Genomic DNA, 14,650 nt, shown 5'->3' with positions numbered 1-14,650 from the left:
GATGATCGCTTCGAGCTCCGCATGTTGACGAAGTCGCCATCACCGGCGCGTGCCGCTATGCCTGCCATGCTCCGGCAGTCTGTCGATAATTTCCGCGATACTTTCGGGATTGTACGGCATCGCCTGGCGACGCGCCCGGCGCGCTACCCGAAAATCCTGTGGTCGGTCTGGGTCGTGGCCTGGCTTTTGCTGACGGTCGCGGTGTCGCTCCGTTTCGACCATCTTGCGGGCACCATGGCGAGGCAGTGGGCTTTAGGCTCGACCAATGTCTTCCGCATCGCCGAGTTTTTTACCTTCTTCGGCCTCGGCGGCTGGTATCTTGTCCCGTCGGTACTGGTGCTGATTGCGGCGAATCTGGCGGATTGGCGCAGCCTTTCCCGGCGCGCGCGGATGACCTTCTACAACTGGACCTGCTTTGCTTTCATGGTGCTGGGTTCGATCGCACTCTCGGCCATGGTCGTCAACGTGCTGAAATATGGCGTGGGCAGAGCCAGGCCAATGAATTTCGACAAGCTCGGCGATCTGTCGCTGCATCCTTTTTCCATGGAGGCGCGCTTTGCCAGCTTCCCATCCGGCCATGCCACGACCATGGGTGTCATTTTCGGCATTGCGCTGCTGTTGTTGCCCCAGCGCAGATGGGTGCTGCTGGCTGCAACCTTGTCGGTCGCATCGACCCGGATCTTTATCGGCGCGCACTATCCGAGCGACACTGTCGCCGGCTTCGGCCTTGGCTGTGCTGTTGCCATCGTCTGCGCGATGGTGCTTGGCCGGCTGGGATGTATCTTTCGCTACACGGCGTCGGGGTTGCCGGTGGCAAAAACTACGTTCCGCCTATTCCGTCGGGCTCGCAAACCAAACCAAAACGATGCGCCGAGACAAGACGAATTTCCGCATTGGAGCAGCGCCGGCAAGCAACTGAATTGCTGACGCCTTTGGAACCATCTAAGACCACCCCAGCTAGCTGTCGATGCCACCCCAGCTCCGCACCAGCCGAGCCATGTCAGGCGCGCCGGCGGCGTCCTTCTCCAGCCCTTCGGCGACACCGACGCGGTCGGCGACAGGCCGGTTCTGGCTGACTTTCCACTTGCCGCTGATTTCGGCGATCTCGATCTCAAGCCCGACAATGCCCTTGATTTGCGACTGGATGAAGGTCGGCGGCGCATCGGTCACCGCCCAGGGTGCCTCGCGGGCGCCTTCCTGCGACAGCGTCAGCTCGGTGATCTGCTGTGCGATCCAGGCGGAATCCTCGATCACTCTGACGGTTCCTCGCACCTGGACAATGGCGTAGTTCCAGGTCGGCACGACCTTGCCCGTCTCGCGCTTGGTCTCGTACCAGGACGGCGTCACATAGGCGTCGGCGCCCTGGAAGACGACCAGCACCGGCGATGTCGGATCGTCGGCCAGCTGACGCCATTGCGGGTTGGCCCTGGCCAGATGGGCGCGCAGCCGGCCATTCGGCCGAACCTCTGCATCAAGCAGGAAAGGAATGGCATTGGCGACCGGGCCATCGGTGCCGTTGGAGATCAGCAACCCCAGCGGATGCGTCCGGATCAGCCCGTGCAGGACGTCCGGCCGCGTTTCCTGGAAATGGGGAGGCTGGTACATGATCGGTCATGCCTTCTTGCGCTGGCTGAACCGGCATTGTGCACCGTTCAGCCGAGCCGCGCCACATGTCAGGCTGGCTTCACCGTTTGGATCAGCCGAAATGGCATTGTCGCGCCCAGGATGGGCACGACTGTGACGGCATCGGACCGGGAGTTTTTGTTTTGACGCAATTCCGGACGGAAAACCCGTTTACACTTTTCCTGGAATTGCTCTTAGCGCAGCCGCTTCGGCCGCGGATCGGACAATTCGCCGGCCAGCCGTCGGTCGAGATAGTCGGCGCATTCCTCGAGCAGCAGATCGGCGTCGTTGGCGAAGAAGTGGTTGGCGCCTGGCAAGGTCTTCTGCGTGATGGTGATGCCCTTTTGCGTGTGCAGCTTGTCGACCAGGCCCTGCACATCCTTGGGCGGCGCCACCTTGTCGGCATCGCCATGGATGATCAGACCCGATGACGGGCAGGGCGCCAGGAACGAGAAATCATAGGTGTTGGGCTGCGGCGCGATCGAGATGAAGCCCTCGATCTCGGGCCGGCGCATCAGAAGCTGCATGCCGATCCAGGAGCCGAAGGAATAACCGGCCACCCAGCAGCTCTTGGAATCCGGATGCAGCGACTGCACCCAGTCGAGCGCTGCGGCGGCATCCGACAATTCGCCGGTACCGTGGTCGAATTCGCCCTGGCTGCGGCCGATGCCGCGGAAGTTGAAGCGAAGCGTGGTGAAATCGCGCTTCTGGAACATGTAGAAGAGGTCATAGACGATCTTGTTGTTCATCGTGCCGCCGAATTGCGGATGCGGATGCAACACGATGGCAATCGGCGCGCTCTTCTCCTTGGAAGGCTGGTAGCGGCCCTCCAGGCGGCCGGCCGGACCGGTGAAAATGACCTCAGGCATGAAATACTCCAAATGGCATACGAATGCGCGGCGCCCGGAACAATTCTTACTCCAGCCCCAGCCCTTCCGGGCCTTGACGCAGGGCAAGCGTCTTCTTAGAAGCTAGTTTAGAATTGTTCAAAACTGGATAGCCAGCCGTGACGGCCCGGCCATCCTCGCCGCAAGCCGCGTAAATAGGACGTCTTGCCTTGCAATTTCAAGGAAATAACGCGCTATCCTTGCGGAAAGGGTCTTGACGGGATCGATTGGGTGAAAATGGCCGCAGCACGCGCCTATCTCGACTACAATGCCAGCGCGCCGCTCATTGCCGAGGCGCGCGAGGCGATGATTGCCGCGCTCGATCTCGTCGCCAATCCGTCGTCGGTGCATGCCGAGGGGCGCGCGGCGCGGCGCCTGATCGACACTGCCCGGCGCGATGTGGCGGCACTTGTCGGCGCCAAGGCCGAGCATGTCGTCTTCACCTCCGGCGCGACGGAAGCCGCATCGACGCTGCTGACACCGGATTGGCGGATGGGCCGTGGCACGGTGCGCATGAGCCAGCTCTATGTCTGCGAGGCCGACCACCCTTGCCTGTTGAACGGCGGCCGCTTCCCGGCAACACAGGTTTCGCGGATCGGCGTCGACGCCGATGGCATCGCTGACCTCGCTCAGCTGACAGCCGCTCTGGCCGCGCATGACAAGGCCGAAGGCCTGCCGTTGGTCGCGATCCATGCGGCCAACAACGAGACCGGCGTCATCCAGCCGATTGATCGCATCGCCGCGATCGTCAAGGCGGCGGGCGGCGTTCTGGTGGTCGACGCGGTGCAGGCTGCGGGCCGTGTTCCCATCGATATGTCAGCGGCTTACGCCGACTATTTGATTCTGTCTTCGCACAAGATCGGCGGCCCCAAGGGTGTCGGCGCCGTCGTTGCGGCAGCCGATCTGATGATGCCGAAGCCGCTGATCAATGGCGGCGGCCAGGAAAAGGGCCATCGCGGCGGCACCGAAAACCTGGCGGCCATCGCCGGCTTTGGCGCCGCGGCGCGGCAGGCTTTGGCTGGACTGAAAGACGTCGAAGCGATCGCGCAACGCCGCGGCGAGGTCGAGAAAACACTCAAAACACTGGTGCCGGACGCAGAAATCTTCGGAACCGGCGCGCCAAGGCTTGCCAATACGACATTCTTCGCTATTCCCGGCATCAAGGCCGAGACGGCGCAGATCGCTTTCGATCTGGCTGGCGTTGCGCTGTCGGCGGGATCGGCCTGTTCGTCGGGCAAGGTCGGGCCGAGCCATGTGCTGAAAGCCATGGGTTACGGCGACAGCCTGGGCGCTTTGCGCGTGTCCATCGGCCACGCAACGAGTGCCGGGGATATCGAACTGTTCCGTGCTGCGCTGGCCGGTATTGCCCAGCGCCGGGCGGGCAGGGAACAAGCCGCCTGAGGCGGCGACAAAGAATTCAGGCCTCGCGGCCTGGTAGAGCCGTGCGTTTGCAAGTGGCCGGGTGAATTCCCGGCCGAGACGCACTATATGAAACTTACGCCGCCTTCGGCGCCTCATGGGCAGCCCTCGGCGATGCCATAGTTTGAAAACTGTCGGGCCTTGACCCCGGCGTGGATGGAGAACGCTTATGCCTGCTGTGCAGGACACGATCGATCGGGTCCGAAAGATCGACGTCGACCAGTACAAATACGGATTCCAGACAGAGATCGCGATGGACAAGGCCCCCAAGGGCCTGAGCGAAGACATTATTCGCTTCATCTCGGCCAAGAAGGATGAACCGTCCTGGATGCTGGAATGGCGTCTGGAAGCCTATCGGCGCTGGCTGACGCTGGAAGAGCCGACCTGGGCGCGCGTCCATTATCCGAAGATCGATTTTCAGGACCTCTATTACTACGCGGCGCCCAAGAGCACGCCCGGCCCGACCTCGCTGAGCGACGTCGATCCCGAGCTGTTGAAGGTCTACGAGAAGCTCGGCATTCCGCTGCGGGAACAAGAAATCCTCGCCGGCGTGCAGAAAACCGACGTCTCCGATCTCGAGGAGCCCAGCGACAACGTCTACAAATCGGGCCGTGTCGCCGTCGACGCGGTGTTTGATTCCGTTTCCGTCGTCACCACGTTCAAGAAGGAACTGGCGCAGGCCGGCGTCATCTTCTGCTCGATCTCGGAAGCCATCCGCGAGCATCCGGAGCTGGTGCAGAAATATCTCGGCTCGGTCGTGCCGACATCCGACAATTTCTACGCCACGCTGAATTCGGCTGTCTTCACCGACGGCTCGTTCGTCTTCGTGCCCAAGGGCGTGCGCTGCCCGATGGAGCTGTCGACCTATTTCCGCATGAACGAGAAGAACACCGGCCAGTTCGAGCGCACGCTGATCATCGCCGAGGAGGGGGCTTACGTCTCCTATCTCGAAGGCTGCACGGCGCCGCAGCGCGACGAGAACCAGCTGCATGCCGCCGTCGTCGAACTGGTGGCGCTCGACGATGCCGAGATCAAATATTCGACGGTGCAGAACTGGTACCCCGGCGATGCCGAGGGCAAGGGCGGCATCTACAATTTCGTCACCAAGCGCGGCGACTGCCGCGGCCACCGTTCGAAGATCTCGTGGACACAGGTCGAGACCGGTTCGGCGATCACCTGGAAATATCCGAGCTGCATCCTGCGCGGCGACGATTCCTCCGGCGAGTTCTATTCGATCGCCGTGTCGAACGGCTACCAGCAGGTCGACAGCGGCACCAAGATGATCCATCTCGGCAAGAACACGTCGAGCCGCATCATCTCCAAGGGCATCGCCGCCGGCTTCTCGCAGAACACCTATCGCGGCCAGGTTTCGGCGCACCGCAAGGCGACCAACGCCCGCAACTTCACCAATTGCGATAGTCTCCTGATCGGCGACCAGTGCGGCGCGCACACCGTGCCCTACATGGAAGCCAAGAATTCGACGGCGCAGTTCGAGCACGAAGCGACGACGTCGAAGATTTCCGAGGACCAGAAATTCTACGTCATGCAGCGCGGCATTCCCGAGGAAGAGGCGATCGCGCTGATCGTCAACGGCTTCGTCAAGGATGTCATCCAGCAGCTGCCGATGGAGTTCGCGGTCGAAGCGCAGAAGCTTATCGGCATCAGCCTCGAGGGCTCGGTCGGCTGACCGGACAATATATATCCAGGAAAGAAAAAATGCTTGAGATCAAGAATCTGCATGCCCGCATCGTCGATGACGGCACCGAGATCATCCGCGGCCTGAACCTGACGGTGAAAAACGGCGAGGTCGCCGCCATCATGGGCCCGAACGGCTCGGGCAAATCGACGCTGTCCTACATCCTCGCCGGCCGCGAGGACTATGAGGTCACCGAAGGCGATATCCTCTATAATGGCCAGTCGATTCTCGAAATGGACCCGGCCGAGCGCGCCACCGCGGGCATCTTCCTCGCCTTCCAGTATCCGATGGAGATACCTGGTGTCGCGACCATGGAATTCCTGAAGGTGGCGATGAACGAGCAGCGCAAGGCGCGCGGCGAGGAGCCGCTAAAAATTCCGGAATTTTTGAAGCGGGTGAAAGAGGCGGCAGCCTCGCTCTCGATGGACATGGCGATGCTGAAGCGGCCGCTCAATGTCGGCTTCTCCGGCGGCGAGAAGAAGCGGGCCGAGATCCTGCAGATGAAGCTGTTGGAACCGAAGCTCTGCGTGCTCGACGAGACCGATTCCGGCCTCGACATCGACGCGCTGAAGATCGTCTCGGACGGCGTCAACGCGCTGCGTTCGCCCGACCGTGCCATCATAGTCATCACCCACTACCAGCGCCTGCTCGAGCACATCGTGCCCGACAGCGTGCACGTCCTGTACAAGGGCCAGGTGATCAAGTCCGGCGACAAGTCGCTGGCGCTCGATCTCGAAGCCAATGGCTATGCCGGCGTGATCGGCGAAGCCGCGTGAGATGCCAGAAGGCCATTTTATGCTGAAAGGCGGGGCAAAACTGATGAATATGCATACACAACCCCAGCGCACACAGGCCGAAACGGCGTTGATCGACGCTTTCGGCGAGCGGCTGTCGCTGCTGCCGGGCGACGGCGCGGTGATGCTGAAGCGCGACGACGCCATTGAGGCGATCAAGCACGGGCTGCCGACGCGGCGCATCGAATCCTGGCATTACACTGACCTGCGCCGGCTGTTGACTGCGGTGCCGGCGTTCGATCCGACGGCCGCCGCCAAGGGGCTGGCGCCCATCGTCGAAGGTTCCGCCGTGCTGGCAGTTCTGAACGGCGTCTCGATTGCGAAATTCCCTGCCATCGAAGGCGTGACCGTCCAGCGCCTGTCGGAAAAGCTGACCGATGGCTCGATTGCGCCCGGCCTCGACCCCTATGGCAGCGATGACGCCATCGGCGCGCTGAACACTGCTTTCGTCGCCGACGGCTATTTCGTCGACGTCGCCGATGGCGCAGCACTGGAGAAGCCGATCGAATTGCAGAACCTGCAAGCCGGCGGACAGACCCATGTGCGCTTTCCCGTGCGTGTCGGCGCCGGCGCCAAGGCTGCGATCGTCGAGCGTCAGGCGGGCGAGGGCGCGGCTCTGGCCAGCTCCGTCAGCCAGCTGGTGCTGGACGAAGGCGCCGAGGTGACCTGGCTGATCATTCAGGAACAGCCGGAGACGGCCACCCATCTGGCGCAGTTCAAGGCGCATCTCGGCAAGAATTCGAAACTGACACTGTTTTTCATGAATGCCGGCGGCAAGCTTGTGCGCCAGGAGATCGTGGTGAAGACCACGGGCGAAGGCGCCGACTTCAAATTGCGCGGCATCAACCTGCTCGCCGGCGACACCCATACCGACGTGACCATGGTGCTCGACCATGCCGTGCCGCATACGACGTCGACGGAAGTAATCCGCAATGTCGTGACCGGCAAGGCGCGCGGCGTCTTCCAGGGCCGCATCAACGTCCACCAATACGCGCAGAAGACCAACGCCAAGATGGCCTGCAACACGCTGCTTCTGTCGGATGATGGCGAGTTCTCGACCAAGCCGGAGCTCGAAATCTTCGCCGATGACGTCATCTGTGGCCATGGCGCGACCGTCACCGAGATCGACCACAACCATCTGTTCTATCTGATGGCGCGCGGCATCGACGAGAAGAGCGCCCGCGGCCTGCTGGTCAAGGCGTTCGTCGCCGAAGTGATCGAGGAACTGGACGACGAAACCATCGTCGAGGCCCTGGAAACAAGGCTCGACGACTGGTTTGTGGCGCACGGGTAAGCGCCTCTTTCCCTTCTCCCCTTGTGGGGTCCGAAGGACGGGCGAGGCAAGTGACTCGCCCCGGGCGATGGCCGAGCGAAGCTCGGTCGGATGAGGGGTGCGTGACGAAGTGAGGCGGTGCCTCAAGAGAGCTTGTAATGGACCAGAAGATCGAAACCACCCCATACGACGTCGAGGCGATCCGCCGCGACTTCCCGATCCTGTCGCGCGAAGTCTACGGCAAACCGCTGGTCTATCTCGACAATGGCGCCTCGGCGCAGAAGCCGCAGGTGGTGCTGGATACGATCCAGCACGCCTATTCCCAGGAATACGCCAACGTCCATCGCGGCCTGCATTTCCTGTCCAATGCCGCGACCGACGCGTACGAAAAGGCGCGCGAGGCGGTGCGCCGCTTCCTCAACGCGCCGAGCACCGACAACATCATCTTCACGTCGAACACGACAGCCGCGATCAACACGGTTGCTTACGGCTATGGCATGCCCAACATCGGCGAGGGCGACGAGATCGTGCTGTCGATCATGGAGCATCACTCCAACATCGTGCCGTGGCATTTCATCCGCGAGCGGCAGGGCGCCAAGCTGGTGTGGGTGCCGGTCGACGATCTCGGTGTCTTCCACATCGAGGACTTCGAAAAGCGCCTGACCGACAAGACCAAGCTCGTCGCCATCACCCAGATGTCGAATGCGCTGGGCACGGTGACGCCGATCAAGGAAATCGTGCGCATCGCCCATGCACGCGGCATTCCGGTGCTGGTCGACGGCAGCCAGAGCGCCGTGCACATGCCGATCGACGTCCAGGACCTCGACTGCGATTTCTTCGTCTTCACCGGTCACAAGGTTTACGGGCCGTCCGGCATCGGCGTGCTTTACGGCAAGAAGGATATTCTCTCGGCCATGCGCCCTTTCATGGGCGGCGGCGAGATGATCGAGGAAGTGGCGGAAGACGTCGTCACCTACAACGAGCCGCCGCACCGCTTCGAGGCCGGCACGCCGCCGATCGTCCAGGCGATCGGGCTGGGCGCAGCATTGGAATACATGGAAAAGATCGGCCGCGAGCGCATCGCCGCGCACGAGGCCGACCTCAAGACCTACGCGCACGAGCGGCTGCGCGCCATCAACTCGCTGCGCATCTTCGGCGACGCGCCGGACAAGGGCGCCATCATTTCCTTCGAGTTGCAGGGCATTCATGCCCATGACGTGTCGATGGTGATAGACAGGCAAGGTGTTGCCGTCCGCGCGGGCACCCATTGCGCCCAGCCGCTGTTGAAACGCTTTGGCGTAACCTCCACATGCAGGGCATCGTTCGGCATGTATAATACCAGGGCCGAAGTCGACGCTTTGGCCGATGCGCTGGAAAAAGCGCGCAAGTTCTTCGGGTGACAGGTTCTTTGGATGACGACCATGGATGATGCGAGCCACACCACCGCGCCGGAAGCAGCCATCAATCCGCTGGTTTCCGCCTCGGCCATTCCCGCCGACGAACTGGCGCGGCTGACCGACGACATCGTCTCGGCGCTGAAGACGGTCTATGACCCGGAAATACCGGCCGACATCTATGAGCTCGGCCTCATCTACAAGATCGACATCGAGGACAACCGCGCGGTCAAGATCGACATGACGCTGACCGCGCCCGGCTGTCCGGTGGCCGGCGAAATGCCCGGCTGGGTGGAAAACGCCGTCGGCGCCGTCGAAGGCGTCTCCGGCGTCGAGGTCAACATGACCTTCGACCCGCCCTGGTCGCCCGACCGCATGTCGGAAGAGGCGCAGGTGGCGGTGGGCTGGTACTAGGTTGACTGAGGTTGGTGCACTTGCACCAGTGGTAAAACTTCACCATTTTAGGTGAGGAATCATTCGGCAGGCCTTGAACCTGCATGGAATGGAAGAGGAAAAAGAATGGGACGCTTCGCCGTCATCACGATGACCGAAAAGGCAGCCGACCGGGTGCGCGAGATCGTCGCTACGCGCGACAATGCGCATGGCATTCGCCTCGGCATCAAGAAGGGCGGCTGCGCCGGCATGGAATACACGGTCGACCTGGTGACCGAGCCCAACACCAAGGACGACCATATCGAGCGCGACGGCGCGCATGTCTATGTCGCGCCCGAGGCTGCGCTTTTCCTGTTCGGCACCGAGATGGATTTCGAGCAGACGACGCTACGCACCGGCTTCACCTTCCACAACCCGAACCAGAGTTCGGCCTGCGGCTGCGGCGAATCCGTCGAACTGAAGCCCGCCGACCTGAAGGCGCTGGCTGAAGCGCGCGCTTCCGCCTGATCTTTCCTTCGCCCCGTTCACGGGGAGGTGAGGAATGGTCCGCGCAGCGGGCGAAAAGCCAATTGCTTGGCTTTTCGAATGACGAACGGCCCGAAGGGCCGGGTGAGGGGCAGCGCTAACCATCGGAAGTCGCGCTCCGAGTCCTCACTTCACCCACATCTTCGTCCGCTTGTGCCAGTCGGCGATCGATTCCTCGGGATAGACGTCGAACGCATTGTCCTTCTTGCCGATCACCGGCTCGACCCAACTCGCCTTGTATTTCAACATCAGATGCACCTTCTCCGGCGGCTTCGGCAACTCGCTGTCGATTGCCGAGGCGAAGGGGTGGACCAGGTCCGGCCATGTCGGATCGTAGAGCCAGAGCGCCGAACCGCACTTCTTGCAGAAATTGCGCTCGCCCGTCGAAATCTCACACTTTGGATGCTCGTCGTCCGCGATCTCGGCCTGGTAGACGCCGAGATTGCGCTTGCCCTTGATTTTCAGCGTCTTGTAATCGGCGCCGAGATTGATGGCGAAGCCGCCGCCGCCCTGCTGCTTGCGGCAGATCGAGCAGTAGCACAGCATGAACGGCACCGGCGTGTTGCTCTCCACCTCGAAATGGACGGCATCGCAGCGGCAGGATCCCTTGAGCAGCAGCGGCATGACAAAACTCCGACGGATGGCTCTCAACTTGCCAGCATGGTTTTTGGTTGCAGCCATGGCAAGCCCGGTGACATGATTGCGGCATGGACAATGAACGCATCGAAGAGCTGTTCGAAGGCCTCGGCCCGGTCAGTATCCGAAAACTGTTCGGCGGCAAGGGTATCTATTTCGACGGCGTCATCGTCGCTATCGTGCTGCGCGGCGAATTGCTGCTCAAGGCTGACGAGCAAAGCGCGCCCGACTTCGAAGCCGCCGGCTGCAAGCAATGGACCTATACCGGCACCCGCCACGGCAAGCTGGTCGCGATGCCGTACTGGAGCATTCCCGACGACGCGTTTGATGATCCTGACGAGATGAGGGTGTGGGCGCGCCGGGCGTATGAGGCGGGGCGGCGGGCGGGGAAGTGAACCGGGACCGTCGCGTTTCTTCCCACCCCCCTCTGTCCTGCCGGACATCTCCCCCGCAAGGGGGGAGATCAGTTGTCACATTGGCCTTCGCCAATCACCATCGTTGAAAATGGGAGCCTGCGGCTAAGCTGTTAATCTCCCTCCTTGCGGGGGAGATGGCCGGCAGGCCAGAGGGGGGTGCTGTCCCGCCGACGTAGGCGATCCTACAGCGCCTTGGCAATCCTCGCCGCCAGCCGCGCATTGTTCTCGACCAGCGCGATGTTGGTCTTCAAGCTCCGGCCGCCGGTCAGTTCGAGGATTTTGCCCAACAGGAACGGCGTCACCGCCTTTCCGGTCACATTCTGCACTTCCGCCGCCTTCTGCGCGGCCTCGATATAGCCGGCCATCTCGTCGGCCGGGATTTCATCGTCCTGCGGCACCGGGTTGGCGATCAGCGTGCCGCCGACCAGGCCAAGTGCCGCCCTGGTCTTGTAGAAATGCGCGATCTCTTCCGGTCTGTGCAGGGTCAGCGGCGCGCGGAACGGCGAATGCCGCGACCAGAAGGCCGGCATCGTCTCGCAGCCATGGCCAATCACCGGCACGCCGCGCGTCTCCAGCACTTCCAGGGTCTTTTCGATGTCGAGGATCGCCTTGGCGCCGGCCGAGACGACGATGACCGGGGTGCGCGCCAACTCGTCGAGATCGGCCGAGATGTCGAAGCTTTTTTCCGCGCCCTTGTGGACGCCGCCAATGCCGCCGGTGGCGAACACCTTTATCCCGACCATGTCGGCCGCGATCATGGTGGCGGCGACCGTGGTGCCGCCGGTGCGGCCTTGCGCCACCGCAAAGCCGAGATCGGCGCGCGACAGCTTCATGGCGTCGCCGGTCATCGCCAGCGACTCGCGCTCGCCGTCGGAAAGCCCGATCTTGATGCGGCCGGCGACCACGGCGATCGTCGCCGGCACCGCGCCATTGTCCAGGATTATCTTTTCGACATTGGCGGCCATGGCGCCATTGTCGGGGTAAGGCATGCCATGGGTGATGATGGTGCTTTCCAGCGCCACGACGGGGCGGCCAGCGGCGAGCGCCTCGGCCACGGGCGCGTGGAGGTCGATGAAGGGGCGGGCGCTTTGCGGTGTCATGATGGTCTCCGATCCGGAGATCCGCGCGTCCGCTTGGACGTCGCGCTCCGGCAATGGCAATTGGCCGCCCTCATGCCATTTCCTGCGCGTCGGGCACAAGAGCCAGTGCCTCGGTGAAGGTCGCAATCGTGAAGGCCGGAACCGCGTCGGCGCTTTCAATGGCCAGCGTGGCGGCGGCAACGCCCTCGCGCAATGCCTGGCGCAGGGGCAGGCCGCGCAGCAGGGCAGCGATGGTGGCGCCGGCCAGCGCGTCGCCGGCGCCGGTGACGTCGGCGACTTTTCTCGGCGCCGGCGGCAGGATAGAGAAGGCGCCGGCTTCGTCGAATCCCAGCACCGGGCCGTCGCCCGCCGTCACCACGCCACTGGTGAGGCCGCTGCAGCGCAGTCCGTCGACGGTCTCGCGCTCGGTGGCATTGGCATCGACGCCGGCCAGCACCATGGCCTCGCGCCGGTTCATGAAGACCTGCGCGAGTTCCTTCAGCACCGGTATCAGCCGCACCACCTTGGCCGGCGAAATGGCGATGGCGAACACCGGCTTGCCGGCGGCGAGCCCCACCAGCCGCTCCAGCGCCGTTGATGGCAGATTGGCGTCGCAGAGCACCGCATCGGCCTCGGCGACCACCTCGCGCACCTTGGAGCGGCGGATCTGCTTGGGGAACGCCAAATCGTAGAGCGCCATATCGGCAAAGCCGGTGATCAGCTCGCCGTCGCGATCGATCAGCGCCGTGTAGCTCGGCGTGGTGCGGTCGAGGAACACCGCCGACAGATCGGCAATGCCGGCCTCAGTGATGGCGCGCGCAACCGTCTCGGCCGAGGCATCGCCGCCGCGCACCGACAAAAGCGAGGCCGAGACGCCGCGCCGCACGAGGCTGCGCAGCGCGTTGAAGACGCCGCCGCCGACATCCTCGCGCATCGTGCCGGGGTTGGACGCCGCCGGCACGTAAGCACCGGACACCTGACCGCGCCGGTCGATATGGGCGCCGCCCACCGCCAGTATTTTTGCTGATTTCACCATGTAGGCGATATGACCTTTGTTATTCGAACCAGACAAGCGCTAGGCTGTGCGACGGAGCTTCGCAAGCAAGCCAGCGATTCGGGCGGAGCCAAACCGCCGGAGCGCCTGGCCCAATGGTGGATACATCCGGAAACGAAACCATGAGACAAAAAAAGAACAAATCCGGATAAAGATTGCTTTTCAGATATTTGACCCCTCTTGCCAAACGAGAACAAAAAAGGTACAAATAGGGCAGGGATTACGGATTGTCCGGCCTTCATTGACGACCAAGGGGTGATGTATCATGGCTCAGAATACTTTGCGGCTTGTAGAGGACAAAGCGGTGGACAAATCAAAGGCTCTGGACGCGGCGCTGTCGCAAATCGAGCGCGCCTTCGGCAAGGGCTCGATCATGCGGCTGGGCGCCAACGAGCAGGTCGTCGAGATTGAAACCGTGCCGACCGGATCGCTTGGCCTCGACATCGCGCTTGGCGTCGGTGGCCTGCCGCGCGGCCGCATTGTCGAGATCTACGGGCCGGAAAGCTCGGGCAAGACGACACTGGCGCTGCACACAGTTGCCGAAGCCCAGAAGAAGGGCGGTATCTGCGCCTTCGTCGATGCCGAGCATGCGCTCGACCCGGTCTATGCCCGCAAGCTCGGCGTCGATCTGGAAAACCTCTTGATCTCGCAGCCGGACACCGGCGAGCAGGCACTGGAAATCTGCGACACGCTGGTGCGTTCCGGCGCCATCGACGTTCTGGTGGTCGATTCGGTGGCCGCCCTGACGCCGCGCGCTGAAATCGAGGGCGAGATGGGCGATTCGCTGCCCGGTCTCCAGGCTCGTCTGATGAGCCAGGCGCTGCGCAAGCTGACCGCCTCGATCTCGCGCTCCAACACCATGGTCATCTTCATCAACCAGATCCGCATGAAGATCGGCGTCATGTTCGGTTCGCCGGAAACCACGACCGGCGGCAACGCGCTGAAATTCTACGCTTCGGTGCGCCTCGACATCCGCCGCATCGGCTCGGTCAAGGACCGCGACGAGGTCGTCGGCAACCAGACCCGGGTCAAGGTGGTCAAGAACAAGCTGGCGCCGCCCTTCAAGGTGGTCGAGTTCGACATCATGTATGGCGAGGGCGTCTCCAAGACCGGCGAACTGGTCGATCTCGGCGTCAAGGCCGGCGTGGTCGAGAAGTCCGGCGCCTGGTTCTCCTACAATTCGCAGCGTCTCGGCCAAGGTCGCGAAAACGCCAAACTGTTCCTGCGCGACAATCCCGACACGGCGCGTGAGATCGAACTTGCGCTGCGGCAGAATGCCGGGCTGATCGCCGAGAAATTTCTTGAAAATGGTGGCCCCGAGCGCGGCGAAAGCGACGACGGCTTCGAGGAAGAATCCGGCGCCATGTAGGGCACGGCCAGAGTTCGGCCATAAATCCAGTCTATTATCCGATGCTTAAGTAACCGAGTTCTTTAGTATTGCGTTTCAAACCGCCGGCCTTC

15 protein-coding genes are annotated in these 14,650 nt (G+C 62.6%); 10 read left to right on the top strand and 5 right to left on the bottom strand.

The annotated features are described in order from the left end of the window. The first annotated feature begins 186 nt into the window (after positions 1 to 186). The gene (locus NKI15_RS16455) at positions 187 to 927 is read left to right on the top strand and encodes a phosphatase PAP2 family protein (RefSeq protein WP_352886369.1); all 741 of its coding nucleotides are present in this window, start codon (positions 187 to 189) and stop codon (positions 925 to 927) included. Between the two features lie 30 nt (positions 928 to 957). Here NKI15_RS16455 and NKI15_RS16450 read toward each other — a convergent pair whose 3' ends face one another. Together NKI15_RS16450 and NKI15_RS16445 are read right to left on the bottom strand one after the other, a co-directional pair. After that, a complete protein-coding gene (locus NKI15_RS16450) occupies positions 958 to 1,605 on the bottom strand; it encodes an FMN-binding negative transcriptional regulator (RefSeq protein WP_352514090.1) in 648 nt (215 codons plus the stop codon). Between the two features lie 212 nt (positions 1,606 to 1,817). After that, complete coding sequence (locus tag NKI15_RS16445) at positions 1,818 to 2,492, bottom strand: alpha/beta hydrolase (RefSeq protein ID WP_023669128.1); 675 nt, start codon at positions 2,490 to 2,492, stop codon at positions 1,818 to 1,820. A 255-nt stretch (positions 2,493 to 2,747) separates the two neighbouring features. Here NKI15_RS16445 and NKI15_RS16440 point away from each other — a divergent pair, with 255 nt between their 5' ends. From NKI15_RS16440 to sufA, 7 genes are all read left to right on the top strand, one after another. Further along, the gene (locus NKI15_RS16440) at positions 2,748 to 3,911 is read left to right on the top strand and encodes a cysteine desulfurase family protein (protein WP_352514089.1); all 1,164 of its coding nucleotides are present in this window, start codon (positions 2,748 to 2,750) and stop codon (positions 3,909 to 3,911) included. A 187-nt stretch (positions 3,912 to 4,098) separates the two neighbouring features. Then, positions 4,099 to 5,616: a Fe-S cluster assembly protein SufB gene (sufB, locus tag NKI15_RS16435; protein ID WP_023706434.1), complete on the top strand. Its 1,518-nt coding sequence runs from the start codon at positions 4,099 to 4,101 to the stop codon at positions 5,614 to 5,616. 29 nt (positions 5,617 to 5,645) lie between these two features. Beyond that, a complete protein-coding gene (gene sufC / locus NKI15_RS16430) occupies positions 5,646 to 6,401 on the top strand; it encodes a Fe-S cluster assembly ATPase SufC (RefSeq protein ID WP_023684862.1) in 756 nt (251 codons plus the stop codon). A 43-nt stretch (positions 6,402 to 6,444) separates the two neighbouring features. Beyond that, positions 6,445 to 7,713 carry a Fe-S cluster assembly protein SufD gene (sufD, locus tag NKI15_RS16425; RefSeq protein WP_023806466.1) on the top strand — a complete coding sequence of 423 codons (1,269 nt, stop codon included), beginning with the start codon at positions 6,445 to 6,447 and terminating at the stop codon, positions 7,711 to 7,713. A gap of 137 nt (positions 7,714 to 7,850) precedes the next feature. After that, positions 7,851 to 9,092, top strand: a complete 1,242-nt coding sequence (locus NKI15_RS16420) for a cysteine desulfurase (protein WP_352514088.1) — start codon at positions 7,851 to 7,853, stop codon at positions 9,090 to 9,092. A gap of 21 nt (positions 9,093 to 9,113) precedes the next feature. Next, positions 9,114 to 9,500, top strand: coding sequence for an SUF system Fe-S cluster assembly protein (locus tag NKI15_RS16415; RefSeq protein WP_023709315.1), 387 nt, complete (start codon positions 9,114 to 9,116; stop codon positions 9,498 to 9,500). 105 nt (positions 9,501 to 9,605) lie between these two features. After that, the gene (sufA, locus tag NKI15_RS16410) at positions 9,606 to 9,986 is read left to right on the top strand and encodes a Fe-S cluster assembly scaffold SufA (protein ID WP_013532156.1); all 381 of its coding nucleotides are present in this window, start codon (positions 9,606 to 9,608) and stop codon (positions 9,984 to 9,986) included. A gap of 144 nt (positions 9,987 to 10,130) precedes the next feature. Here the strand turns inward: sufA and NKI15_RS16405 are convergent, their stop codons facing one another. Then, positions 10,131 to 10,628 carry a GFA family protein gene (locus tag NKI15_RS16405; RefSeq protein WP_023669121.1) on the bottom strand — a complete coding sequence of 166 codons (498 nt, stop codon included), beginning with the start codon at positions 10,626 to 10,628 and terminating at the stop codon, positions 10,131 to 10,133. Positions 10,629 to 10,711: 83 nt separating this feature from the next. Here NKI15_RS16405 and NKI15_RS16400 point away from each other — a divergent pair, with 83 nt between their 5' ends. Further along, entirely contained in the window at positions 10,712 to 11,035 is a 324-nt protein-coding gene (locus tag NKI15_RS16400) for a TfoX/Sxy family protein (protein ID WP_023669120.1), read from the top strand. A gap of 203 nt (positions 11,036 to 11,238) precedes the next feature. Here the strand turns inward: NKI15_RS16400 and NKI15_RS16395 are convergent, their stop codons facing one another. Both NKI15_RS16395 and NKI15_RS16390 read right to left on the bottom strand, forming a co-directional pair. Beyond that, on the bottom strand, positions 11,239 to 12,156 hold the full coding sequence (locus tag NKI15_RS16395; protein WP_023684866.1) for a pseudouridine-5'-phosphate glycosidase: 918 nt from the start codon (positions 12,154 to 12,156) through the stop codon (positions 11,239 to 11,241). Positions 12,157 to 12,226: 70 nt separating this feature from the next. Then, a complete protein-coding gene (locus tag NKI15_RS16390) occupies positions 12,227 to 13,171 on the bottom strand; it encodes a carbohydrate kinase family protein (protein ID WP_023684867.1) in 945 nt (314 codons plus the stop codon). 283 nt (positions 13,172 to 13,454) lie between these two features. Here NKI15_RS16390 and recA point away from each other — a divergent pair, with 283 nt between their 5' ends. Then, positions 13,455 to 14,558: a recombinase RecA gene (gene recA, locus NKI15_RS16385; RefSeq protein ID WP_023684868.1), complete on the top strand. Its 1,104-nt coding sequence runs from the start codon at positions 13,455 to 13,457 to the stop codon at positions 14,556 to 14,558. The last annotated feature ends 92 nt before the right edge of the window (positions 14,559 to 14,650 follow it).

This window comes from Mesorhizobium sp. M0862 (assembly GCF_040319795.1).
Classification (GTDB): Bacteria; Pseudomonadota; Alphaproteobacteria; order Rhizobiales; family Rhizobiaceae; genus Mesorhizobium.
The sequence above is the reverse complement of the archived record's forward strand: the minus strand, read 5'-3'. Positions and strand labels throughout refer to the sequence as shown.